We start from the raw sequence: 24,857 nt of genomic DNA, 5'->3' as shown, positions 1-24,857 counted from the left end.
AGCTGAATGAACGTCATGAATCAACGATCCCCCGCTTGGATCATCGCCACCTGCGTCTCGCTGTTCCTGTCATCGTCGCTGATCGCCCAAGACGCAGATGACACGCAGAAACGTCCAGCTTTGGAGTATCAGAAATGGAGTGGGACGATCAATGTCCCCGATCCGGTTGCGATCAGTGTCGACGATCAGGGGCGTGTTTTTGTCACGCAGACGCGTCGTCGAAAATCGCAGGATTTGGACATCCGCGCCAATCGCGATTGGATTCCCAATGACGTGGGATTCCGAAGTGTCGAGGACAAGCGGCAGTTCTACCATTCCCAACTTGCCATCGGTGGCGACGACAAACAGCAGAGCAAACATGTTGGTGATCTGAACAAAGACGGACATCACGACTGGCGCGACTTGACGGTGATCAGCGAACGCATCTTGCGACTCGTCGACTCCGACGGCGACGGAACCGCGGATGAGATGACGACGTTTGCCGAAGGGTTCAACACCGAAGTGACGGGGATCGCCGCGGGAGTCATGGCGCTCGATGGCGATGTCTGGGCGACGATCGCACCGGACGTCTGGAAGTTGGGAGACGCCGATGGCGACGGGATCGCCGATTCACGGGAAATCATGGCGACCGGTTTTGGGCTGCACATCGCCTACGCCGGTCACGACATGCATGGTTTGACGCTTGGCCCCGATGGCAAGGTGTATTGGTCGATCGGAGATAAAGGGATCAACGTCACGACAAAAGAAGGAAAGAACATCGCCTACCCCAACCAAGGCGGCGTGATGCGGTGCAATCCCGACGGCAGCGATTTTGAAGTCTTCGCCCATGGCTTGCGGAACGTGCAAGAGTTTGCCTTCGACCAATACGGAAACATCTTCGGTATCGACAACGATGCCGATCAACCCGGCGAACGCGAACGTTTTGTAGCGATCGTCGATGGGATGGATGCGGGGTGGCGTTGCCACTACCAGTATCGCGGCAGCGATTACAACCCTTGGACCGATGAGAAACTTTGGCAGCTCGCCGAAGACCAACACCCGGCCTACATCATTCCTCCGCTCAGTCATTACATCGACGGTCCGGCGGGTTTCAAATTTAATCCCGGCACCGCGCTCAGCCCCGCCTATTACAACTACTTCTTTGCGACCAACGCGCCAGCTGGGCATCAGTACGCGTTTCGTGTCGAGGCCGCGGGTGACAGTTTCCGCATGGTCGATGATCACAAAATAAAGTCCGGCGACGCGATCGTGGGACTGGCATTTGGTCCCGACGGAGCACTCTATGGTGCCGACTGGGATGGCGGTTATCCGTTGGACGAAAAAGGGTCGGTTATTCGCATCGATGTGCCTGGTGCCGACCTCGCGGTTCGCTTCGAAGTGCAGAAGTTGCTTGCCGCTGGATTCGATGCACGGGAACTCGATGATTTGATCGCATTGTTGAGTCATGCGGATATGCGTGTCCGCATGGGCGCTCAGTTTGCACTCGTGAAAAAGAAGCAGGCCGAGCGACTGCAGAGTCACTTGAGATCCCAATCGGTCGACACGTTGGCGAAGCTCCATTGTGTATGGGGCTTGGGACAACTGGCACGATCCGGCGATTTGGCAGTGATCCCGGCGTTGGTAGGTAGCTTCGGCGATCATGATCCAGCGGTTCGTGCTCAAGCGGCCAAGACGATCGGCGAGATTCCCCAAGCAAACGCTGACGCCGGCACAATTCCAGGGCTGATCAAATTGTTGGACGATGAGGATTTGCACGTCCGCGTCAACGCGGGACTCGCACTCGCACGCCAGCCGAGTCCCGCCGCGGTTGGGCCGCTGTTGAAGCAAAGCGAACTGCTGAACGCCGACCAGCATTACCTGAGGCATTCGATCGTGTCCGCTTTAGCTGCTTCGGCCAGCGACTCCCAATTGGAGGCTCAAGCTGACAACCCATCCGAAATGACAAGGCTTGTCTGCGTGCTTGCCTTGCGCCGCCAAGGAAGCCCGTTGGTCGCGAAATTTTTGCCGGACACGTCCGAATGGGTTGCCACCGAGGCGGCCCGCGGGATCCACGACGACTTGTCGATCCCCGACGCCTTGCCCGAACTTGCAGCAGCCCTCGATGGCTCTGCAAAACGTGGCGAACCGTTTGTGCGACGCGCGATCAACGCAAACTTTCGTTTGGGTACGGCGGATGCCGCCGCCCGCTTGCTCAACTACGCATCGAATACGAAGCATCCTGTCGATTTGCGAGTCGAAGCGTGCGACGCGCTGAGTCAGTGGCTGGCGCCGCCGGTTCTCGATCGAGTCGAAGGAATTCGTCGAGATCTGCCCGTGGCCCCTCGTAGTTTTGATGGCGATCCAACGGCCGTCGTGCTGGGGCAACTGGCTTCCGCGGGAGAACCCAGCATTGTGGTGGCTGCGGTACGGGCAGCGAGAATGCTGAACGTCGTAATCGCTCCAGCGGCGTTGATCGGATTGCTTGAAAACAAGGAAGCGTTGACGGAACTAAGGATCCAGGCCCTCGACTCGATTGTGCAGATGGATCATGAATCGGCAAAGGAACTGTTGATATCCAACGTCGATTCATCCGATACCGCGCTCAGTATCTACGCGATCCAGAGGCTTGTCGATCGTTACCCAGCCGACGCATTGGCGGTCTTAGAACACAAGTTGCAGCAGACCGACGTGATCGCCGTGAAGCAAGCTTGTATTGCGGGACTCGGACAAATTGCTAACCGCGATGCCGATGTGGTCTTGCAGCGGATGGCGTCGCAATTGTTGGACGACTCGCTGCCCGAAGACTTGTCGCTGGACGTCTACCAAGCGGTTCAATCGCGCGGCGATGATGCAGCACCGTTGCGTTCGATCTTGCCCAAGCTGACTCAACGACAAACCGAACGCGCCGCAGCGCTGAAGCTGGGTGATACGGCGGACCAGGTGAAGTTTGCGTTTTCGGGGCAGGGGGGCGACGCGGAGCGTGGGAAACAGATCTTCCAGACGAACCTGCGAGCTCAATGCAGTCGCTGTCATCGCATTGGCAAACGTGGCAGTAACATCGGCCCCGAGTTGACGAAGATCGGAAAACAACGCGATGTGAACCATCTGCTGCGAGCTGTCGTCGCCCCGAGCGCGGAGATCGAACCGAAGTATTTCACGCAGGTCGTTCTGCTTCTTTCTGGACAGGCAGTGAAAGGGAGCATCAAAAGCGAAAACGACGACGAGACAATCGTCATCGATAGCAGCGGGAAAGAGATCAAAATCGTAACCGATGAGATCGAAGAGATCATCGACCAAAAGGTCTCCCTGATGCCCGACATGACCGAAGCGCTATCGCCACTGGAAGTCCGCGATCTCGTCGCGTTTCTCAAATCACTGAAGTAGATCGCCGCGAAGGCTGTTCAACATCCTTCCATCCCGGGCGGTATCGTTGATAGATCGACGGAACGAGCGTCTGTATTAGCAGCCGCGTTCGAAACAAATCAGCCACGCCGCGCGTGCGGTTCCTGTAGCTTGAAATCATTGAAACATAAGGCATCTAGAAATTTGGGCATCACCAAAATTCAGCGGATCAACCGGCAGCTGTTCATCGCAATGTTCGCGGCATGGATCTGTCCCGGATTCAGTGTGGCGGACGACGTAAATACAAGTCGCTCCGCTGTTGTCGACACACCGGGCCTCGTCGCGTTTTGGGATTTTGTTCAGCGCGAGCCCGATGGCGAGCGACGGTTCACGGCGCATGTACCGACAGGTTCCCCGACCGATTATCCGCTCGACGCTGCCAACTACGTAAACGACTATTGGGGGACGGGGCGTGAGGCGACGTACGCCGATTTCCCACTGCTTGGCCGCGGTCCCTTCGGCAACGCGATTCGGATCGTCAAAGAAACCGATCCCGATTTCCGCCCCTTCCTTTACATCCCACGCTCGCGGCTGCACGACACACCGTTGGATATCAAAGGGGCCGGCAAATCGGTCTCGGTCGTCGTCTGGGCGATTCGTGAAAGTGGCAATCACGCGTTAGCAGGGATCTGGCACGAGGGAACCGACCTAAAACAGAAATCGACGGACAGCATCGCCAAGGTGGAACGTGGGCAGCGGCAATACGCGCTCTTCGCCGGATTGAATAAACAGGGGAGCGCTTGTGGGCATGTGTCGGAGAACGGCGCAAGTTCATTCCAAAACAAATACGCCCTTCACAAATGCAACTCCGCTGGCCAATCGCCAGCCGTCCCCGCGGATTCCCCAGCCGAGAAGCTCGACGCATCGTGGCAGTGTTTTGCGATGACGTTTGACGACGACAAAGACGAACTGACCGGCTGGCTCAACGGCGTCTCGGGGGATCGCTGGCTGGAGAACCCGAAAAAGGACGGGCTGATCTCTTATGCGTACAAGGCGTACATGCAGGGGCATTTCGCCAAGCTGCCGGGCAAACAAGCTGGCGAAGATCCAAGCTTTCCCAAAGACCAATATTACAATCCGCCCGAAGGAGAGCCGTTGAGTGTGAAGGTCATTCGCGAGTCCGATGGCCAACGGGTCGAGCTGCGTGAGCATCGCTTCACGAAGATCGAAGTCACTTTGCAAGACGGCAAAGAAGTCGCTCGCGAGCTCGTTGCATTGCGGCTGAATCCGTGGTGGTATCCGCACGGGATCTATACCCCGAAGGACGACCAAAGCGGCGGCCCGTTCACCATCGGCCGCGTCATCCACAGCGCCCGCACCGTCGGCTTCACCGGCTGGATCGGCGGCGTCGCCGTCTTCGACCGAGCACTCTCCGAAAAGGAATTGCAAACCCTGGCTGCACTAAGTCACGCTCGATAGCTACGCCAACGCCGGCATGAAACGCAAACAAACCAACCGGGCCGGCGAATCGCACCATCGGCTGAATGCCCGAAAGCAATCGGCGAGGGGATGAATTCTTCATTTTGGTAGCTGTAGTCTGCTTGGTTCTCGAACCCCGCAGGTCAAAATCGCCGGTATCCCGCTGGCAAGTTTGGGGTGAGCGTTTCGCTCGCTATCTGGCCAGTTCCATCAGCATAAAGGCTTTCATTCAAGCGGAGCGTAGATCCCCTCGGAACGAACCTTCAAGCTCTGGAAAAAGAATCGCACAGGGAATCGTCGAGCCTCGCAGCCAAAGTTCTTTGCCTGTCGAGCTGCAGGATCGAAGGCATCGTCATCACGTTGACCAGAAACACAACAATCGCACAGCGGCCCAAGTTGACGAGGTCTGCCTGCGAAGAATGCTCACTAGTGTACTAGCGATTATTGACACGGGGATGCAAGCAGACCTCCGTCAGCTTCTCCCAAAGGTTTGGGCGAAGGATCATCCGGCGCAAGTCTGCAGCTATCGCTCAAAAGCGATTAATCGCCCGGGCCCCGAAACTTATAAGCCCACCATTGAAAAATGCCAACGCGACAGCACTACCCATCCCCTATTTTCGCCCGAAGCAGGGCAGAAGCCTATCTCCCGTCCCGTTTGCTCGTGTTGCCATCAAATTCCAATGTAGCGTCTGGGTAGCTCACCGCCGTACTACATCAGCGATAGGTCAATCACGACTACTCTAATTTCCACCCCGTCAGTGCCACGGATTTCGTCGGCCTGTCGATTCAGTTCTGCCCGTGCCACATCGATCGAGGGCCAGATCGGTCGGTGACTTTTATTCAGGCCAGTTGCATCCAGCCAGACCACGACGAAAATACCTATCGCTGTTCCTGTCTGGTCCAAGTACCTGTCAACAAGCTGTGACTTCATACCCGTTTTCGCCTCAGGATTGCAGGAGCGTTTCACTTCCACGGGGACGACGATCGCAGAACCTGTGGAGGTTGCGCGTCCCGGCGCGGACACTAGAACGTCGACTTCTGATCCAGGCTCCCCACCATCGGCAACCGGCACTTGTCGCCGATGAAGCTGCACTTCACGGTCAGCCACGACGCCGTAGCGTGCGAAGTATTGGCGAATCACCCGACGCATCTCGTCTGAGTAAAATTCTTCGGCTCGTGGGGTTGGTGCCTGTCCGTGTGGTGTATTCCAATAACGCTCACGAAGCGACTGACCAGAACCACAGACTTCCTGTTCGAGTAATTGAACTGCTGCGACCACACCATCGAGTGCGTCTGTATCGTGTCGGATCAAACGTCGCTCATGTGAATCAAGGATTGCAGCCACAGTCTCAACCGGAATTGCCTTACGATGTCGCAGACGATATTCCCGCTCCGCGCGCGCACGTGGTCGTCGTAGCCAGGGAAAACGCGATCCAAATCTTACTTCCAGTCGGCGGAGCGCCGTAACACGTTGCTTTGCATAGATCGGTTCCTCGTTTTCCTGAGGATCCGACAGCCAGCTCACCAACCGGTCCCTCAATGTTCGAGCTTCGTCGTCACGTGAGACATAGTGAGCGCCGTCGTGCTGAGGATCGCTGTCTGGTGGATAGTAATCGAACAGAAACTCGGCAAGGTGGCCGATGACGATGGGACTTGTATTATTCAAGAACTCATACTCTTCATCCCGAAACCTGCGACCGGACCCACTAGCGAATTCGGCGAGTAGTACCTGAGCCGCTTCAGGATTCCTGTTAAGGAATCCTGAAACTTCTCCCCAATGAGTGTCACATCGCTCAAGAAATAGAGCAATGACCAGTTCACACTCCTCTTTGTCCGCATCACAGTTAGACGTTTTAGAAACACGCTCACTAATGGCACTGGCTGCGTCGTCCAGACGGCGACGCAGCACAAACTGAGCCACGTCGCGCAGCGAATAACGCGTGATGTTTTGCGACCTTATCCGGTCACATAGAATCCTATCAAGGAGCGGATCTTCGATCGGGGCACACAACTGAAGAACTGAGCTCAACAGTGATTGAGCTGATTCGATTTGCTTGCGGAATGTACCAACGGCTAGCCGCCGAATCTCTTCGCGAACCGAACCACTGACATGTGAATGAAGGCGACGGAACAGCTCGTACTTTGGTTCGTTGGGCTCTCCAGAGAGATATAGGTGCTGTTCACGCAAAATGAACCACGCCCATCGTGACCACCATTCATCAGGCTGCGACTCCAACCAATCGGGATCCATTTCCTGAACGAGCCAGAAGGCCGCGATCGCCGTTGTATCAATTGCATTTAGTGGGACCTTTCGAATCCTCGCCGGATCGTCGTTTTCGGAACACAACAGGTAGGCCTTTGCAGCAGCGACGACTTTTTCTCTAGTGTCGGACGTGGCTTCGTTCCAGCCGGGAGTGACGGTTAAAAACCTCTCGCATCCGTAGTGGCGACTGCGTGTTTCCAGTGACAGGTTCCGACACACTCCGCGGAAGCTCAGCGGGCTTTGAGTTGCCGCTACCGAAAGCGACTGCACGACTCGGTCAGCCGGAGGAGGGTCCAAAGTATATCCGTCGTCCCGGCCCCCGCGGCCGTGGATGCGCTCGTACTGTTGTCTCTGGCGTTCGGCCTCCTCTGACCCCAGTTCGACATACAGGGGGAGGTTCAAAACCGTCGCGACTGGCTCTGACTGTCGGTTCGTGAGCCAGATCTCAAGGCAGTCGACGTTATCCAACCACGGCGTGAACGAAGTAAACTCGGCATAGCGTAAGCGTACGTCGTCGTCCAGAGATTCATCAAGTGCACGCTGGATCAACCAACCAAAGTCCTCAGCAAGGGGGAAACAAGGAATCGAGTGCACCAGCCATCTGAGTTCGGCCATATCGGTATGGCGGCTAAGCAGCAGGTCGATCAACTGACGCCTAATTTCTGGCTCCGCTTCTAAGGGCGCCAGCGCAGCGTCGGACGGGGTACAACTTAGCGAGTGATTCTCAATGGGCAGTAACGGACACTTCCGATATTCCTGTGAAGAGCGTTTCAGAATTTCTATGATGAGGTCAGCAATGGCTTCATCATCAAGACGATGAAGGGCCGAATGCACGATCTTTTGAGCAATCTTAAATGGAGCATCATAGTCGTCCTCAAAATCCGCGAATTGCTGCCCTGCCCATTCAAGACCTTCCCGGCGACAGTCAGCAGCATCAAATCCTTCCTCCACAAGCCGCCATAGAAAAGATGCGTAACTGCCATGAAAACTCTTGCGTTGTCGAGGTGTGAGAGCTGCCAGGACTTCTTCGCCACTTAGGTTCTCGGGCCAGTTACTCTGTAACGCGATTCCCTTCAGTTCCTCGTCCGATACGTCTGGGGCATCCGTAATGAGTGGGATGATCTGAGCTCGAAGGTCCGGTCCAGCCAGTGCACAGATCGCGTGTGCTGCGTCCTTGCGGGATTCAATAGGAGCGTCTTGATCATTGGCGAGATCAGTAAGATCGGCATATAAATCAGACAATTCCCACTCTCGGACCATTCTGATCGCACAATCAAGCACATCTTCGCAACCCGACTGCCGTTCCAACAAGACTGGTCGAAGCACAGATTCGGCGGCAGCGAAACGCAGCCCTGAGATCTTAATGCCCCCCCGAGAAAGTTGCATGTCCGTGATGCAGTGCCGCCGACAGAGGTCCAACAGGGCGAGAGTCGCGGTCCGCCGTGTCGCATCATTACTGACCTCGGAGAGCCCGATGACTTCGGGGTCCGTTTCAGCAATCCACCGGGCGACTTCGAAATTTAAACCTGATGCGACAGCAGCCGTCTCGCGAAGTGGACCGGCAACCCCGTCCTGCCATCCGGTCGGACTCGCAAGCAAGGCTCGAGACTGGTGCAATGGAAGCTTAGCGAGACGACGTCCAGCGAGATACTCGGCGATCAGTCTATGACTGAACGTGAACGGCTTAGTCTCATCTGATTCACATAGGCCTGATCGTGACACCGCTCTCAGGAGAGCGTAATCTAGCGGGGCTCCATTCGTTGGTAGATCGGCAAGGTTATGATGGCTTAGACAGGCTTTAACATGATCATCGCCCAGAGAGACGGCCCGATGGTCGGAAAGCAACAAAAGGCAGGCGATTTTTTCTGCAGCATCAAGCAATTCGGCTGGACTTCTGGCCGGCGCGTACGGGTTGCCATCCGCAGTCTCTTGCCTCTCTTCACGTTCGCATACCAACCGGTGGACGGCCCGCCTGAACAATTCACACCTATCAGTAGCAATTGCTCCTGAATCTCGAAACTCATCTATCAACAGGCGAAGCGTCATTGGTTGTGCGACAAGTGTCTCCACGCGGTTCGCTGCAACCGCTTGGAAAAACGCGTCGCTGTCGCCAAGCCTCTCGGCAGCGATGGCCGCTTCCTGGTGTTCGCGTGACAAAGGCTGGAGTATCGCTACGGACACGTCCTGCTGATATGCGTCGGCCAGGGCAATACGGATCTCTTCTGGCCAGACAGTGGAGCGACACGCGATCAAAAGAGTCCGCCTGATGTCGCTCAGGTCACGTTTTATCCATTCCGAGACAATCAAGTCGATTCGACGGATCGGAATCATTGCTTCGTCGAGCGCATCCAGCATGAGGACGGTATCTGACGGACTGCCGCGGAGTTCTTCGGAAAGTTCTTTCAGACCATCTCTTAGACTCGGGCCGGACAAGTCGATACTTAAATCGACGAGGCGTCTCTGCACGACACAAGCTCCGGACTCTTGAAGGCTCTTCGCCAGTGAGTTGAGTTCATGTGTCTTTCCGAGGCCTGCCGCACCAAGGATGCAACAGACGCCCAGGTCGAGCAATTGCTCGGTTGATGTGGTATAGCGGTCTTCGCCACGCTTTACCAGCCATTGCCGTTCGATTCCCCAATCCGCCATGTCTTAATCCTCCGTGATTTTTCGTTCGCACTATCGTCTGGGGAATACAGCCAGCGTTGAATCGCTGAAGTGACGTTCCCATGATGAGGGTGTTGTTTTCGACCAAAGATAACTGAGAGGCATGGCAATCTTCGGTCTTAATCCAGATAGATTCTATCTCCAGGAAGGTGTAAAGGTAAACGGAGCATTAATTCCTTCACTACTTGGTTCTCCCGAAGAGCTGGTCAAACTATCGGGCTTTGATAACCCTGCTTGTGAACCGTTCCCTCGGTATCGCGTAGTTCCAACAGTACCGACCTGCAAGATAGTTACTGAACCACAATGGGCAGTCGCAAAGGCAGGAACGCTAGGCTCGTCACATGACGGCGAGAGGTGGACTCAAAACCCGCGTCAACTCAAGGAACTGTTTGGGTTCGTTTGCGATCCCTGCGTCCTCCTTCGAGGAATTGCCATATCACTTCGGCAAGGTCATTCGGCTCACGGTGCCTAACTATCGGCCAGTTGTAAGATCTGGACTTCCATCAGTCCGCGACTACAGATCCGCATATCACTAGTTGTGCCGTTATAGAACTGCGTGCGATCCGCTCAATGTTCGAACCGTTTGTCATTTGAAACATCGTCGACTTCGACGGAGCGTTGCCGGAAACTGAACTGCAAAACCTCGCGAAACTGAGCCGTGCTAAGTAGAAGCTGTTGAAGGTGGCCCCGGTTCCGCTGCCGCAAAGTGGCGAGAGTGCTTAAAAAGCTTGCTCGTCCCCGATTTCGACGCTTGGATGTTCAGTGCGAATGGTCGGCATCAACTATGTTGCGCTAATTCATCGATCCGCCGTCGACGCGGATGGTTTGTCCGGTCATCCAACGCGCCGAATCACTTGCGACAAAGGAGACGACGTCCGCGATGTCATCGGGATGTCCAAGTCGGCCAAAGGGGGACATGGCGGCGAACTTTTCTGCTGCGTCATCGCCACTTTGTTCAAACATCCCCGGAACCGTCGCGCCGGGTTGGACTGAATTGACAGTGATGTCTCGCTCGCCGAGTTCTTTGGAGAGCGAAACAGTCATCGCATCCAGTGCGGCCTTTGTCGCGGAATAGACCGCGGTGCCAGCCATCGGTCGCGCGGCCAGGCCGGACGAAATGAAGATCAGTCGTCCGTTGCACCCGATCCGCTTCGCAGCTTCCTGCGCCGTAAGAAACGATCCTCGCAAATTGACCGAGACCATCGCGTCGAATTGTTCGATCGTCAGGTCGACGATCGGGCACTTTGTGATCGTTCCTGCATTGACAACCACCGCGTCGACACCACCAAACGCCTCTTCAGCCGTCTCGAACAACTTGCGAACCTGCTGCGGATCGGCGACATCCGCTGCCGCCTTGATCGCATTGCCACCGCCGGAAACGATCTGCTCGACAACCTTCGTCGCTCCCTCTGCGTTGGAGCCGAAATGCACAACGATTTGGAAACCGTCGTCCGCCAATTTTTGGCAGATCGCCCCGCCGATCGCTCCGGAGCCACCCGTGACGATCGCCGTTTTCAGTTGCTTGTTCATCCTGCGGTCCCATCTCCAGGTGTCGTTGTGGTTGCGGCGGCTGATCCGCGCGATCGCATTGCGTCGATCGAATAGTCATCGTAGCGACGCAGCAGCCACAGGGTAAAGCATGCCGCCAGCATCGGGATCGCTGCGAAGAACAGCAGGTGCGGGTAGGTCCAAGGATCCGCGTATTGCTTGAACGAGCTGAACGTTGAAATACTGTGCAAGATCAGGATGATCGGATAGGTAATGTTTCGAAACGCACCGAGAGCAAACGCGATCACCAGCGCCAATTGAATCGCTCCGATGCCGTAGGCTAGCGAACTGCTCAGCGAAGGGACCATGTAAAACTTCTTGAACACCGCGGCAGCATGTTCCGGGTTGACGAACTTGTCGATCGTCCACATAAGGAAGACGCTGGTGATGCCTAGCCGGATCAGTAGCAGGCAAAGGGCGAGTTGTGGTCGCAGCTTGGGGTCGGAGTCAGACACGCGATTCTCCTCGATAAGTAAGATGGATGAGAGGCTAGCGCGAATGGAACGATGCCAGTGTTCGATTCCGCTATGCTTCATGGTAGGCCGACGTCAATGACGCCGGATATACCTCTCGTGGACCACCGCCGAACACCACAAACCGGCGAGCAGCAGGTTCCATTGGGCGTAGTCGTTGGAGTGAAACCTTCAGGCGATCAGTGCTGCGGACAAGGCGGCTGAATTCGCCTAATGGCTCGACGTCAACGCTTCAGAACTCGAGTGCGGCACGATTGGACTTTGACGACCTCAGTTGGAATCCGTTGGCACCAGGTCGTATCGGTAGGCGTGTTGATCCAGCGGTCGAATCCAAACGTTGCGGAAGCGAACCGCGTCGCCGTGATCTTGCAGGAACAGCGGTCCGGTGGTCGTTGCTATTTGTTTCTTCCAAATCGCCTTCAAGTAGTCGGTCGTGCCCGAGCGGTAGGGATGATAAACGCTTCGCGGTTCACCGAATTCGGCAGCGTCTTGAACCAATTGTCCGTTCAGCCAGGCGGTGATGGTTCCGTTGGCTGTAACTTTGCCATCGGAATCGCGGCGCGGAGCACGGTAACGGATATCGTAGACCTGCCATACACCACGGCCTCGCTCGGCGGGGACCAACGGTTTGCTAAACCCATAGATCGCTCCCATGTCCGAATCACCCAGTCGCTTCTTCTCTGCTGAGTGGATGATCTGCATTTCGTAGTTCCCGTGTATATACAACCCACTGTTTCCCGGCCCATCTTCCGGAAGCATGAACTCGGCGTGGATATCCGCGTCGCGAAAATGCCACTTCGAAACGATATGGTTTGCTTTCTGGCCACCCGAACTTTCGAGGGTTCCATCCACCACGGGCCAATCGATCGGTTCACCATGCTTATTGAGGAACCCGACATCGGCCCCACCATCAAACAACACGATCGCGTCGGCGGGAGGTTCGACTGGCAAGTGAGTCTGGTCGGGTTGGAACTCGAGCGTTTCTCCCGGTTCCTTCGCGGTCGCCGATTCGACGGCAAGGAAGACGGTTAATGCCAATGGAATCAATCGCAGCGGATGCAAGTTGTTCATGGGTAGCTAGCGTGGAGTGCAGGAGCGAAGGAGATTGCCGAGCAGCCATTGTAGTCTATCGACGCAAACGATGATTTTCGCTGCGCGACAGCTCCCTGCATCGATCTGAATCTCGAGATCCAGAACCCGCCAAGGAACTTCATCTCGTCTTGCGCCTGTAAATAAAGTTCAGGCTGCCGGGGATCGGTCTACATATCAGTCGTAGAAAGCGAATCGGCTGCAAACCAGCAACTGACCAGTGCAGCTGAAAAGTTGATTCCGCCCCGTTCCCGTGCTCGACGATGCAAGGCACCGGCTTGACGCCCCCAAAATTGCTGCCTATCATCTGCTGTTGATATTGCGTCTCAATGTCACCGCTCATGTCAGCCAGCCAATTCAATTAGCCAGCCAGTTACGTGGGATACCTTTCGTTGCGCCTATTAGTGCGCATGATCCGTTCCACCCAAATTTGAATTTGACTGGCCATGCCTACCCTGCCCCCTCGCCAAACTAGTCCCTCCAAAACTCTCGGTTTCACTCTCGTCGAACTGTTGGTGGTGATCGCCATCATCGGTGTTTTGGTCGGTCTGTTGCTTCCCGCCGTCCAATCCGCCCGCGAAGCGGCCCGCCGCATGCAGTGCAAGAACAACGTCAAGCAGATTGCCTTGGGGATGTCGATGCACGAGCACACCTTTGGGCACTACCCTTATTCGCGAACCGGATCGCTGTGGCGGATCCTCAGCTTCGTTGAACAGGAAGCGTTGGCAAACGTCTTCAACGATGCCAAGCATCCTAACTACAACGATCCGGCCTCCAGCGAATATCGCTGGGGATACAACGGCCAGATCGGCACAGCTTGGAGCAACAAAGCGGATTTGGACATCGCGGCGGGCACCAGTTTGTCCGTCTTCCAGTGCCCAAGTGCGACCGGAACGCGAGCTGTTGAAGACAGCGGCGTCGCCCTAGGCGTTTCCGATTACACGACCCCGCGCGTCCCCGCACTGCGTCCGGTCGGACATCCGCTTTATTACCAGAGCGGCGAGCCTCAGATGCAGTTCAGCACCGCGATGACTCCCGCATCGGGATCGCGCAATCGCAATCCTCTGAACAAAGGGGGCAAAGCTCGCGACATCACCGACGGGTTGAGCAACACGATGATGTACTACGAATGTGTCGGTTCGCCCGAGTTGTTTGTTCGCGGGACTGTCGCCGCTCCCACCGGCGGTGCCAGTCTGGCTTGGGCAGGCAGTGGAGATGGCGTGAAGATGCGTGCTTATGCTGCGGACAATTTGACGGCCGATACGTCGAATACCAACCGTGGCGTCTCGTCGTCGGGCGACCCTTCGGTTCCCGACACCGCCACCGACTGCTCCGCCAGCGCCGCCTGGGAAGCGACGATCGACACGTGCGGAAAATACAGCGTCATGAATCACACAAACAAGAGCCAGCCCTACAGCTTCCACCCTGGGATCGTGAACGTCGGATTGTGCGATGGCTCGGCGCGATCGCTCAGCGAAACCGTCGACGTCGGCGTTTTCCTGAACCTGATGCTCCGCAACGACGGCCAAGTCTTGGGCGAATATTAAGCGTCAACAGCCACGCCGTCGGTACCAGCCTACGATACCCCGTATCGTGGACGAGGCCCGCGCCATATCTTGCAACATTCTGCCATTTATCATTCTGCCAATCGATAGATCAGGCGAATTGTGGCAGGATGATGTGAGCAGATTGACTTGCAAATCGGCCTCCGCATCGCGAATCTTGACGCCGAGAAATAACATCGCGAGGATCATTAGGAAGCTGATTTTCAATGGCTGCAAACCTATTCCAGGTCCGTCTGAAGTTCCAATACGGCAAAGATGGCTCGGTGGTCCGATGCGACCGCCTCGTCGAGGACTTTGCACTCGATGATCTTCCAGCGTTTGGCGGGACTGTGCAGAATGAAGTCGATCTGAATCGTCGGCGGATTCACCGGGTACGTTGCCATGGGCTTTTCATTGGCGGACGTCCACTTCGTCTTAAACTGTCGCAGGGTTTCGCTGTCGGGACGGGCATTCATGTCACCCGCCAATAAAGCAGGAAGTTGGGGGTGGCCGGCGAGCCGTTCATTGATGAACTTCGCCGAAGCGAGGCGTTCGCGTTGGTCTGGGCGATGATCCAAGTGAGTGGCCAGCAGCAGCAGCGGCTGATTCGATTTCGGCAGCGCGATCTCCGCCTCGATCATTCCACGCTGCTCGCCGTCGTCGATGTTTGGTAACCGATGATTCTCGTGTCGGATGATCGGGAATCGCGAGAGGATCGCGTTGCCGTAGTGGCCTCCCTGCAGGTCGATGTTGGCACCGAAGACGACATTCATTTTGGTCAGCCGAGCCAGTTCCGCAGGCTGATCCACATCGCCCGATCGCTTCACGTTCTTATCGACTTCTTGTAGCGCTACCATATCCGGTTCGACCGACAGGATCACGTCGGCGATTCGCTGCAGGTCGAGCTTGCTGTCAACTCCTGCACCATGATGGATGTTGTAACTGAGCACTCGCAGACGCAACGGTTCGGCGGAGTAACTTGCGGACAGAGGCGCCAGCGTCATCGCTGCCAACACGAGATATTTGATTAACGGTTTCATCGTTTTCATGACTCCTGGTTTTGCCGATCGTGATGTCAGCATTTTGGAACGAACATCGCACGGCTGCTGAGCGTCGATTTTGTGTGGGGAGGGTGCGCAAACATGCTTTATGCCCAAGGCGCGATTGCCTCAAGCAAAGGGCTGGTGCGGTCGTTGTGGCGGAGGTGACGAGCCCCTATCAATCCATTCCCGTCGCGTTGTTCGTGGCGGCTCTCGTCTCGACCACGACGTTTTCGGGACAGCACGGGGGACAGTCTACACCGGGAAGCCCGATGCTCACCATCGACGCCCCTGTCTGCTGAGCAGAAATCACCTGAAAACAACACAAGTCACCGCTGACGTACAGTCCTATGACAATCCAAAGTTCGTCGAGAACTCGGTGCGCGATCTCGCGATGAGTCCAAAATCGGATGCGAGAATTGCTTGGTTCCGTTGCGGATCGGAGAACTTTGAGTCGCTCCAGCAGCACAACGCATTTGCACAGATCGAGATGCGAACCTAACGGAGGCAAGGTTGCGCGTCTTCATCTTCCGAGACGGCAGTGGATGATTCTAAAGAGGGCAGCGTAGAAACGCACTGTCGACCGAAAGTTTCTCGAACGACCGTCCGGTTGGCGCTACGGCGACACATCTAAGCAGGTCACATTGTATTTTTCGTTTGACCGCGAGCCCATCGGGCCGCGTTGCTTTCAAAACGCTGGGCACCAATACGAGCTCGCCCCAAGCGCGTTGCAGTTGGTGAAATGGTTTGCGATCGCGGCTTTGGTATATTGGAGGCCTACCTCATTTCCCATCTGTCCCAACGAAGGAATGGAAAGCTGGACCCATCCATTGAAGCAGCGGTCTGTCGGCTGATGTCAGAACGTCGCGGCGAAGCCGTCGCGATCCGCGGCTGCCGATCCTTGTCGGGAGGAAGCATCAGCGAAGCTTGGCTTGTCGATCTGCTGCCCGATGGCCAAGTCGTCGCCAAGATCAATGCCGCCCATTTCCAAACAGCGTTCGAACTCGAATTCCAAGGACTCGATGAACTCCGCGCGATCGGCGCGATTCGTGTTCCCGAGCCGCTGGCGGTCGAAAAGGTTGGCAATCGAGCGATCTTGGTTTCCGAGGCAATCGGGCGCGGCTCACCCTCTCCCGATTTCTTCAAGCGTTTTGGACAGCATCTGGCCAGCCTGCATCGCTTATCCCAACGCGAACCGGACCATCGGTTCGGATACCGCTGCGACAACTATTTAGGCTCCGCACGGCAGCCCAACCGCTGGTGCGACGACTGGCCGACCTTCTTCGCCAAACATCGATTGGGGTTCCAAATCGATTGGGCTCGGCAGCAATCGATCGGAAGCCGTGACTTGTTTCCGTTGGTCCAGAGCGTCATCAAACGCTTGCCAGCGATGTTGGCACCGGCGACCGAACCGCCCGTGCTCCTGCATGGTGACCTTTGGAGCGGCAATTATCTTTGCGATTCAGACGGCCAGCCGGTGATCTTGGATCCAGCTGTCTACTACGGACATCGCGAAGCGGAGTTGGGTATGCTGCTGTGGATGGGCAATTGTCCCAACGCATTCTATGAAGCGTACAACAAATGCTGGCCGCTTCGAACAGGCTGGCGCGAGCGGGCCGAGGTCTACACACTGTATCATCAACTGAACCACCTGAATCTGTTTGGTGCCGGCTATTTGTCCTGTTGTGAGGCAACGGCTCGTCGATTGCTTCGCTAGGAATATTGCGATCGACCATCACCCGATGGGATTCACCGCTTGGTCTTCTCCGTTGCGTGCAAGCCGGCGTAATCGTCTCCATTGAGACTTCGGACCACCGAACGCATCCAGGAGTTCAGTTCCTTCTGCATCCGCTTCAATCGAGCTTGTTGATCGGGGGTGTCGGAACGATCGGTTGTTTCCATTGGATCATCCGCCAAATTGTAGAGCTCGTAGGTTTTGCCGTTGATGCGATGGAGTTTCCATGGCCAGTCGGTCCATGCCGCATGTCCCGTCGCGACGTCTTCGGAGAACTGCGGGAATTCGTCGACGTCTTTTCGGATCCGTGGTTCATCGTGCGGCAGGGGAGCTCCAGCTTGCTGCTTTTCCATGATCGCTTTCTGGATCCGGTCGCTGTAGGTGGATTGCCCTTGCTGGAACTTGTGCCAGAACCCCAGCGGCTTGCTCCGTTTGTCCGTCTGCCCCGCGATGATGTCGCTGATGTCGATGCCATCGAGTGGGTGTGGAGGCGTCGACTGAATCTCAGCCATCGCTAGCAGGGTTGGATAGATGTCGCAGGTCCAGGCTGGCACCTCGGTTCGTCCGCTGAGTTTGCGAGCGGGCCATTCGATGATCGACGGGATTCGCAGACCCCCTTCGTAAATGCTCCCCTTGCGCTGGCGACCGCCCGAGGTCGCTGCGTTCAGGCCGCCGTTGTCGCTGCAATACCAGAGGATGGTGTCGTCGGCGATCTCCATGCGTTTCAGCTCCCGACGCAATCTCCCCAGCTGCTGATCCAGCAGGGTGATCTCGCGATAATAGCCCGCCAGTTTTTCGCCGTCATAAAGCGAAGGACCTTCGGGGACTTCCTGATGCGGATCGTGAGGGGAGGGGAACCAAACGACGGCAAACATCGGCTGGTCGCCCTGTTGATGTTGCTGCAGGAATTCGAGGGCATCGTCCATCGCGAGGACCGATCCCTTCCCCTGCCGGTGTTCGATCTTGCCATTGCGACTTAGATACGGATCGTTGTCGAAGTAGTTGAGCCCGACAACCCATTCATCGAATCCCATCCCGCTTGGGTTGCACGGCGAATCGGGTTGCCCGGAGCCCAGATGAACTTTGCCAAAAATTCCCGTGACGTAACCTGCATCCTTCAGTGATTCGGCGATCGTTTGTTCGTGAGGACGCATGTAGCGACCGTGGTTGGTGACCTTGGTGCGAATCGGCGAACGTCCGGTCATCACGCTGGCACGCGTCGGCGAACAGACAGGTGCTGCGGCGTAGAAGCGATCGAACACGAACCCCGCGCCGGCCATCGCGTCCAGTTCCGGGGTCTGCACAAACGGATGTCCGTTGTAGCCGACGTCTCCCCATCCCTGGTCATCGGCCATGACAAGAATAATGTTCGGCTGCGATTCGCTGGTGCTGTCAGTTTGGGTTTCATCGGCCCGCAGCCATGGAACCGGGAACAACAGAAACGGCAAGACAAGCAGGCTGTGCTTTGGAAAGATCATGGCTGGTTTCATTTCGAACAAAACATTTTGACTTAGAAGGTGAAGGCTCAAGCGACGCAACGCGGCGATGGAGCGGTTGATGGCAAGCTGTCCATTTCAGCTAGGAGATCGGCACAGATATAGTAACCGCCGCATGGACCGTGAGGGATAGGTTTCTGTAGAGCGTCGATCGATTCATGAGCGGCGGCCATGGGATCGCAAGCAAGGAATGGTCGATGGCGATTCGATGTCATAGATTCACCGGCCCATAGCCTTTGCCTAGATTGGGCGCCGTGCGAATCGCATTGACAACGTACAGCTTCGCTTGCTCAACAGCTTCAACCAGCGGCATATTCTGTGCAAGGCTTGCGGTGATCGCTGCGGAAAGAACGCATCCGGTGCCGTGAGTATTACGTGTATCGATTCGCTCTCCGCCGATGCGATGAAACTCATTTTCGGTGAACAACCAATCGACCGACTCCGAACCGACTTGACCTCCTTTGACGAGCACATTTGTTGCTCCCAATTGATGAATCATCTGCGCAGCCGTCTGCATCGACTCCAAATCATCCACGTCGATGTTTGCTAAACGGGCTGCTTCCATCCGATTCGGGGTGACCAAGAACGCATGCGGCAGCAATTCGCGACGCAGCACATCGATCGAAGCATCGTCCAGCAACGGCACGCGATGCTTGCTGATCATGACCGGATCGACCACCAAGGGAAAGCTGAATGAAGAAGCCCGCGCGGCGACCGCATCGATCATCGCGGCGCTACCCAATGCCCCCGTTTTGGCTGCTGTCGGCGGAATATCGTTGAGCACAGCATCCAATTGAGCCAGCACAAACTCGGGATTCATTTGTTCGATGGCGTCGACGGTTTGTGTGTTTTGCACCGTCAACAATGTAACGACACTGGTGCCATAAACCCGATGGGCGTGAAATGTCTTCAGATCCGCTTGCAGCCCCGCACCACCGGAGGGGTCCGAACCGGCGATAGTTAAAGCAACATGCAATGTCAGGGGCTCCGAGAGCAAGAGAGGATGGATCGCGTTGGGGGAGCAATGCGAACACGCTCCAATCGCGATCAGTTTATCGCACTCTGTTTTCTGAAGCGACGTGACGCACTGATGGAACAGTCGACAACGGGAGGGGGTGAAAATCACCTCTGCGATAGACCACGACTGGCGGACACTCCGGGGGCAATTCAGAATCCTTCCAACAGCGAACAATGCCAAAGAACCTCAGACAGCAGCCACGATTCGGGACGGACTCATTTTGCGTTGATGCCTGTCCCCTTTTGCTACCGGTACGCGAGCCCGATGCGCGCGATGATCCCGCAGCGATCACAGTCCGACTTGCTTTTTGACAATCACCTTCGGATGCAATGACAGGGTCTGCGGTTGTTCCCTGATATCGCCCCCCCCTGATCTCATCGACGCCCCGATTTTGATAATGTTATACATCACGAGAGGTGGGGCGAGTGGCATCGTTGCCCCTGCGATTCAAGGTGGCTGTCGCTGCCCAAAGCCGTCAACCTGGGTTTGGCGATCGTGGCAGTTGAACAGACAGGATAGAGAGGAATTGGATGAGCGAGCGTTTTGTGTATCTACTGGGGTTGGCCTTGTTCACAGCGGCCGCAGCGGTGGCGTCGGAACCGCAGCCCGATCGGGTCTGGCCAATGGACTCCGTCTCCTCCGAGCAAGTTCGTTACAAAGGTAGTTCCCCTGCGGAGGCGACTGGAGTTCACGACCAATCGCTTGTTCTGAAAGGCAAGTCGCTGCTCGAAGTCAACGACTCCGCCACCGTGCCCAACAGCGGAAAGCCGTTCAGCTTGGTCGTCTGGTTCAATCCCTACAATCTCGATCGCGGCCAGCAGATGATCGTCGGGAAGAATCGCTACGCTTTGAACGAGCGCGAGTGGGGTGTCATGATCGACAGCGACCAGAAACTGCGACTGTACGTGCAGCAAGATGGTTGGAAAACGACGCACGCCGACGCGCCGCTCAATCCAGGAGCGTGGCACCAGGTGGGACTTGTGATTGCCGATGACAAAGCGGAACTGTGGTTGGGCGGCAAGCTCGCTGGGACAGTCGAACTGAAGCAGCCGATCGCGCAGACAAAAGCACCGCTAACCTTCGGCGGCGTCGATGACGACGGCCGAATTCGTCAAACCTTGATGGGTGCGTTGGATCAAGCGATGCTCTTCAATCGCTCGCTCACGCCAAGCGAAATGGCATCCCTCTACAAACCGGTCACGGCGACTCACCCGATCCCCGACTTTGCCGAACCGTTTCCAATCTGGGACCCAGCTTCGCCGCTGCCCGTTGCCGCCGACATCCCCACTTTAAAAAGCGTCAAGTTTCATGTGATCAAAAAGTGGGATCGGGAAGCGGACGGGTACACCTTCCTACACGGCGTGGGGCTCGGCTGGCACAAGAACAAACTCTACGCCTCGATCGGTCACAACAAGGGAGCGGAGAATACAGTCAGCGAGGAAGCTCAATACCGCGTCAGCAAGGACCACGGACAGACTTGGAGCGAACTGCGAGTGATCGATGCCGGGGAAGAACCCGATCTGGCGGTCAGCCACGGCGTCCTCCTCTCGAACGCCGGAAAACTTTGGGCCTTCCACGGCGCCTATTACGGCAAGATGCAGAAGATCCACACGCGGGCATATTCGCTCGACGAAGCATCCGGCGATTGGGTCGAGCATGGGATAGTACTCCGCAACGGGTTTTGGCCGATGAACCAGCCTGTGAAGATGAACGATGGCAACTGGATCATGCCGGGCATTTCGGCTGGGCCTTATTCGAGTAACAAGACGTTCCCGGCGGCGGTTGCGATCAGTCGCGGCGACGATTTCACCAACTGGGATTACGTCGAGATCCCCGCTGGCGAAGGCATCGATCGGATGTGGGGTGAATCTGCGAACTTTGTCGATGGCAAGCGAGTATTCAACGTCTCCCGCTACGGCGGCGGTGCTACCGCACTGATCGCCATCAGCGAGGATTACGGACGCACCTGGACACCGTCGCGAATCAGCAACCTGCCGATGGCTACGTCCAAGCCCGTCGCGGGAACACTCAGCACAGGGCAGCAATACCTGGTTTGCACTACGGCCGGAAACAACGGCGGCCGCCGCACTCCACTTACGATCGCCGTCACCGCTCCCGGCGAAACCATCTTTCACAAGGTGTTTGTGATTCGCCGCTCCCAGCACCCCGGCCAGCCGGGCGAATCAGCGGACAGCCTGAGTCTTTCCTATCCCTGCGCGATCGAGCATGATGGGCATCTCTACGTCGGTTATTCCAACAACGGTGGCCGACGCGGTAACCTCAACAGCGCCGAACTGGCGATCATTCCGATCGCATCACTTCAGTAGAAAGAACCCCAGCGAGTACTAGCAGCGACACAAGGCCGTCCGCCGCCGCAATCGTATTAGAAGTACCGTAGCCAAGGTTCAATGACTCCCCATAGTTCTCACAATTTCAATAGCTGGTCATGTCAACTCCCACATGGTCCCGCAGTCCCTCCAAATCATTCTGCCAATCCTTCACGGCTCGCCGTTGCGAAGCGAGGAGCTGTTGAGATCGGGCCGTTTGTCAGAACGCGAGACCTGACCGTGCGGGTTTGTTGGCAGAATGATGAGGGAAGAATGATTCAGGGTATGGACGATGCCGCGAAGGGCAGGCGTTAGCGAATCCCATCAACGGCGTTCTGCAAGATCTCTTGCCAGCCTCCAAAAACAAGCTCTCTCACCATACGTTTAATCCGCTGATCTCTCTCGAAAACGAAGCGTTTGCGTCAACACCACCATCTTGTCGTCGCTGCAAATCATTCTGCCCCATCATTCTGACAGTCCTCACTGCTACTCGGTGCGAAACGCCAGTCATTCTAGAATTCGGCCCTTCGGCAAAACGCAACGCCTGCCCCTGTGGATTTATCAGAAGAATGATTCGTATCGATCGCCGTTCACGTCTTCACGTCGTATCGATCCGGCACGTGGAAGATCCGCCAATACGGATGCACGGCGTCGGTAGCTTCGCCGTCTGGCGATTCGAGCGGAAGGCCTGCGCGGCACCATCCGAGGATGCTGTCGCGATAGTTCGCGGCGTCGATGCCGCTGGCAGCCAGTTTGCGAGCGTATAAATAGCTGCGTCCGCCCACGGTGCAGTAGGTCACTACGCGTCGGCCAGAGAATTTTTCATCCGAGCTGGCTTCAAATTTCTGCTGCGTGATAGCACCGGGAATCCGAGATACGGCTCGTTCCGCATCGCTGCGAACATCGACCAACACCGGCGGCGATTGGCTCGAATTCATTGCGGAGTGAAGCTCCGCCGTCGAGATCGTTTCAACCGCCGGCCGACCAAGCGATCGACGCACCGCCTCGATCGCCCCAAATGAAGCATTGCAGAGTCGAAGGACGATATCGCCAAGTGCCATCGCGATTCACCGCGCCGCTAACAGCGACCACCTTCGCAACAGGTCTCGCAGATTCGATGGCACACCGTGCATTGCAACTTGCCTCGGATGTCGATCAAGCGACCACCACAGACCGGACATGCGGGAACGGAAGCTTTTACTGGATCTTGCTTTTGCGGGCGTTCGTCGGAATCGTTCTGCATCGTTTTGCCTTCTCCTTGCGGTTCGGTAGTCGATCGTATCGTCTCACAGCGTCACGCTTCCGAAAAGACGTCGCTAAAGGGACGCAGGTACCGTCGCTGCTGCGACCAATCGGCGATGGCAAAGATCACGCTTGAAAAGACGCCTGCAAAGTCACCTTCCAACGCGTCTCGGAAATCCTTCGCCGTCTGCAGCGGATCGTTGCCAAACGCACCACATCCCCATGCACCCAAGACAAGTGAGTTGTATCGATAGGCTTGAGCAATCGCAAGAACGCGATCGATTCGTTGCCGAAGCATTTTCGCCGACCGCGCTCGTCCGATCGCAGGAGCGTACGGTGCCGCGCACGTGAGGAAGCTGAGCAACCAAGGTTGATCGTACTCCATCCCCGCGTCGTCGCGAAAGACAGGCACGTCGGGCGACAAGATCGCCCACGCACTCGATGCCGCCGGATCGGTCTCGCGGTGAAAATCATACATCGGATCGCCCAGTAGGGTCGCGTACAACGCACTGCAGCGGCAGAGCGCTTCCTCCTGAGCCGTCGCGCCACGCAAGAATCCGCCTCCTGTCTCGACACCGTTTGCAAAGTTCAACGCCAACGGCCGATACCCTTGTTCCAACAGATCGCGAGCGGCAGCGAACGTCGTTTGATTGGCAACGGTGACATGCATCTCCGAATACCTGTTGCTCTCAACCGGAGGCAGCAAAGCGTCTGGCGGAATGGAAACCTTCGACGCTTTTGCGGTTACGATCGACGCAGCCCAATCAACGGTCCCGGCGTCGGTGAGGTATTCTCCACGATCGATCGCTTCCAAAGCCGACCGCCCGAGCGACTCCGCGATTTCATGACGAATCTCCAGAACACTCTGGTTCATGCGAGCCAGTTCGTCGGAATCGACAACCGGCAGGAAATGCAGCTTACTCATCGCGTTATCTCACCATCGTATCAATCGCTCGGATACCGTTTTCCATCCTATGCAGCCAGCAAGGAGTCTTCTAGTTTAACCGCGTGGGCATCGCCCCGCGCTTTTAGTGCCTATGCGGCGTGAATCGCTCGCGAGTACCTCATCGCAGCCAGTTCCCCGTTCAGCATCAGCTTGGTCGTGATCCAAGCTGCTCTCCTCGACTCTCCCAGCTTTCGAGAGATCGATCGCCCTAATTGGCCATTGAACTCGTCGCCGTCCTCGTGAGTGGCACGTTCGTCGTCGAGACAGACCTTCATTCGTCCTCGTCACTTGGGAGTTGTGCCTGGTGAAGTTCACCATGCGTTTGTCGGGTGCCGACAATTTTCCAAGCGACACGTCCGTTGTTGTTCCCTTCGGCAACGCTCGCTGCGCCGGTACCGGGACTATTGAAATCGGCGTCTTCGGCGAACTGAAGTGCGCCTCGGTCCGGCAATTCGACCAGCTTCTTTTCGTCGACGAGTTGCTGTAGCAGCTCTCGGTAGCTGGTCCAACTGTCGCGGGGCCCAGCGTCGCTGTCGATCCTTTGAGCACCACGAAATCGCCGTCGATCTCTTTCGCAGTTGCTCTTGCCTTCCCTGAAACCATGCCCGTCCCGAATCGCTCGTGCTCGGCAGGCGGGATCCACGCAGGCGAGCTTCGGGATTCCCAGCACTG

General features: G+C 56.4%; 17 protein-coding genes. 7 read left to right on the top strand and 10 right to left on the bottom strand.

What is annotated here, in order from left to right:
• Window positions 1–15: 15 nt before the first annotated feature.
• A complete protein-coding gene (locus EC9_RS15585) occupies window positions 16–3,363 on the top strand; it encodes a PVC-type heme-binding CxxCH protein (RefSeq protein WP_218934177.1) in 3,348 nt (1,115 codons plus the stop codon).
• A gap of 210 nt (window positions 3,364–3,573) precedes the next feature.
• Window positions 3,574–4,800, top strand: coding sequence for a LamG domain-containing protein (locus EC9_RS15580; protein WP_145349178.1), 1,227 nt, complete (start codon window positions 3,574–3,576; stop codon window positions 4,798–4,800).
• Window positions 4,801–5,509: 709 nt separating this feature from the next.
• Here EC9_RS15580 and EC9_RS15575 read toward each other — a convergent pair.
• From EC9_RS15575 to EC9_RS15560, 4 genes are all read right to left on the bottom strand, one after another.
• Complete coding sequence (locus tag EC9_RS15575) at window positions 5,510–9,709, bottom strand: hypothetical protein (RefSeq protein ID WP_145346649.1); 4,200 nt, start codon at window positions 9,707–9,709, stop codon at window positions 5,510–5,512.
• A gap of 810 nt (window positions 9,710–10,519) precedes the next feature.
• A complete protein-coding gene (locus EC9_RS15570; protein WP_145346648.1) occupies window positions 10,520–11,257 on the bottom strand; it encodes an SDR family oxidoreductase in 738 nt (245 codons plus the stop codon).
• The gene (locus tag EC9_RS15565; protein WP_218934176.1) at window positions 11,254–11,730 is read right to left on the bottom strand and encodes a MauE/DoxX family redox-associated membrane protein; all 477 of its coding nucleotides are present in this window, start codon (window positions 11,728–11,730) and stop codon (window positions 11,254–11,256) included. The genes EC9_RS15570 and EC9_RS15565 overlap by 4 nt, the downstream gene beginning before the upstream one ends.
• 288 nt (window positions 11,731–12,018) lie before the next feature.
• Window positions 12,019–12,819 carry a 3-keto-disaccharide hydrolase gene (locus tag EC9_RS15560; RefSeq protein WP_145346647.1) on the bottom strand — a complete coding sequence of 267 codons (801 nt, stop codon included), beginning with the start codon at window positions 12,817–12,819 and terminating at the stop codon, window positions 12,019–12,021.
• Window positions 12,820–13,283: 464 nt separating this feature from the next.
• Between EC9_RS15560 and EC9_RS15555 the strand changes: the two genes are divergently transcribed.
• Entirely contained in the window at window positions 13,284–14,384 is a 1,101-nt protein-coding gene (locus tag EC9_RS15555; protein WP_145346646.1) for a DUF1559 domain-containing protein, read from the top strand.
• Between the two features lie 236 nt (window positions 14,385–14,620).
• Here the strand turns inward: EC9_RS15555 and EC9_RS15550 are convergent, their stop codons facing one another.
• Entirely contained in the window at window positions 14,621–15,421 is an 801-nt protein-coding gene (locus EC9_RS15550; RefSeq protein WP_246105705.1) for an endonuclease/exonuclease/phosphatase family protein, read from the bottom strand.
• A gap of 109 nt (window positions 15,422–15,530) precedes the next feature.
• On the opposite strand from EC9_RS15550, the gene EC9_RS27340 reads away from it, so the two are divergent.
• Entirely contained in the window at window positions 15,531–15,923 is a 393-nt protein-coding gene (locus tag EC9_RS27340) for a GTP cyclohydrolase, FolE2/MptA family (RefSeq protein ID WP_145346644.1), read from the top strand.
• A gap of 240 nt (window positions 15,924–16,163) precedes the next feature.
• Window positions 16,164–17,138, top strand: coding sequence for a fructosamine kinase family protein (locus EC9_RS15540; RefSeq protein ID WP_145346643.1), 975 nt, complete (start codon window positions 16,164–16,166; stop codon window positions 17,136–17,138).
• A gap of 32 nt (window positions 17,139–17,170) precedes the next feature.
• Here the strand turns inward: EC9_RS15540 and EC9_RS15535 are convergent, their stop codons facing one another.
• Both EC9_RS15535 and thiD read right to left on the bottom strand, forming a co-directional pair.
• Window positions 17,171–18,634 carry a sulfatase family protein gene (locus tag EC9_RS15535; RefSeq protein WP_145346642.1) on the bottom strand — a complete coding sequence of 488 codons (1,464 nt, stop codon included), beginning with the start codon at window positions 18,632–18,634 and terminating at the stop codon, window positions 17,171–17,173.
• Window positions 18,635–18,863: 229 nt separating this feature from the next.
• The gene (thiD, locus tag EC9_RS15530; protein ID WP_145346641.1) at window positions 18,864–19,628 is read right to left on the bottom strand and encodes a bifunctional hydroxymethylpyrimidine kinase/phosphomethylpyrimidine kinase; all 765 of its coding nucleotides are present in this window, start codon (window positions 19,626–19,628) and stop codon (window positions 18,864–18,866) included.
• A gap of 572 nt (window positions 19,629–20,200) precedes the next feature.
• Here thiD and EC9_RS15525 point away from each other — a divergent pair.
• Window positions 20,201–21,997, top strand: coding sequence for an exo-alpha-sialidase (locus EC9_RS15525; protein ID WP_145346640.1), 1,797 nt, complete (start codon window positions 20,201–20,203; stop codon window positions 21,995–21,997).
• Window positions 21,998–22,587: 590 nt separating this feature from the next.
• Here EC9_RS15525 and EC9_RS15520 read toward each other — a convergent pair.
• The 3 genes from EC9_RS15520 to EC9_RS15515 all read right to left on the bottom strand — a co-directional run bounded on the left by EC9_RS15520 (window position 22,588) and on the right by EC9_RS15515 (window position 24,164).
• A complete protein-coding gene (locus tag EC9_RS15520; RefSeq protein ID WP_218934172.1) occupies window positions 22,588–22,998 on the bottom strand; it encodes a rhodanese-like domain-containing protein in 411 nt (136 codons plus the stop codon).
• A 77-nt stretch (window positions 22,999–23,075) separates the two neighbouring features.
• The gene (locus EC9_RS26570) at window positions 23,076–23,240 is read right to left on the bottom strand and encodes a hypothetical protein (protein ID WP_197452621.1); all 165 of its coding nucleotides are present in this window, start codon (window positions 23,238–23,240) and stop codon (window positions 23,076–23,078) included.
• A 51-nt stretch (window positions 23,241–23,291) separates the two neighbouring features.
• Window positions 23,292–24,164, bottom strand: a complete 873-nt coding sequence (locus EC9_RS15515; RefSeq protein ID WP_145346638.1) for a TIGR02452 family protein — start codon at window positions 24,162–24,164, stop codon at window positions 23,292–23,294.
• 325 nt (window positions 24,165–24,489) lie between these two features.
• On the opposite strand from EC9_RS15515, the gene EC9_RS27010 reads away from it, so the two are divergent.
• The gene (locus EC9_RS27010; protein WP_246105704.1) at window positions 24,490–24,672 is read left to right on the top strand and encodes a hypothetical protein; all 183 of its coding nucleotides are present in this window, start codon (window positions 24,490–24,492) and stop codon (window positions 24,670–24,672) included.
• Window positions 24,673–24,857 lie beyond the last annotated feature (185 nt).

It is taken from the genome of Rosistilla ulvae (assembly GCF_007741475.1).
GTDB lineage: Bacteria > Planctomycetota > Planctomycetia > Pirellulales > Pirellulaceae > Rosistilla > Rosistilla ulvae.
Note: the sequence above shows the minus strand (reverse complement) of the source record. Positions and strands in the feature narration are given on the sequence as shown.

Excerpts from the sequence above, each read along its gene's own strand:
- EC9_RS15585 (WP_218934177.1), top strand. The coding sequence starts at position 16 with ATGAATCAACGATCCCCCGCTTGGATCATCGCCACCTGCGTCTCGCTG.
- EC9_RS27340 (WP_145346644.1), top strand. The coding sequence starts at position 15,531 with ATGCCCAAGGCGCGATTGCCTCAAGCAAAGGGCTGGTGCGGTCGTTGT.
- EC9_RS15525 (WP_145346640.1), top strand. The coding sequence starts at position 20,201 with ATGAGCGAGCGTTTTGTGTATCTACTGGGGTTGGCCTTGTTCACAGCG.
- EC9_RS15550 (WP_246105705.1), bottom strand. The coding sequence starts at position 15,421 with ATGAAACCGTTAATCAAATATCTCGTGTTGGCAGCGATGACGCTGGCG.
- EC9_RS26570 (WP_197452621.1), bottom strand. The coding sequence starts at position 23,240 with ATGCAGAACGATTCCGACGAACGCCCGCAAAAGCAAGATCCAGTAAAA.
- EC9_RS15560 (WP_145346647.1), bottom strand. The coding sequence starts at position 12,819 with ATGAACAACTTGCATCCGCTGCGATTGATTCCATTGGCATTAACCGTC.
- EC9_RS15535 (WP_145346642.1), bottom strand. The coding sequence starts at position 18,634 with ATGATCTTTCCAAAGCACAGCCTGCTTGTCTTGCCGTTTCTGTTGTTC.
- EC9_RS15575 (WP_145346649.1), bottom strand. The coding sequence starts at position 9,709 with ATGGCGGATTGGGGAATCGAACGGCAATGGCTGGTAAAGCGTGGCGAA.
- EC9_RS15555 (WP_145346646.1), top strand. The coding sequence starts at position 13,284 with ATGCCTACCCTGCCCCCTCGCCAAACTAGTCCCTCCAAAACTCTCGGT.
- EC9_RS15540 (WP_145346643.1), top strand. The coding sequence starts at position 16,164 with ATGGTTTGCGATCGCGGCTTTGGTATATTGGAGGCCTACCTCATTTCC.
- EC9_RS15580 (WP_145349178.1), top strand. The coding sequence starts at position 3,574 with ATGTTCGCGGCATGGATCTGTCCCGGATTCAGTGTGGCGGACGACGTA.
- EC9_RS15515 (WP_145346638.1), bottom strand. The coding sequence starts at position 24,164 with ATGAGTAAGCTGCATTTCCTGCCGGTTGTCGATTCCGACGAACTGGCT.
- EC9_RS15570 (WP_145346648.1), bottom strand. The coding sequence starts at position 11,257 with ATGAACAAGCAACTGAAAACGGCGATCGTCACGGGTGGCTCCGGAGCG.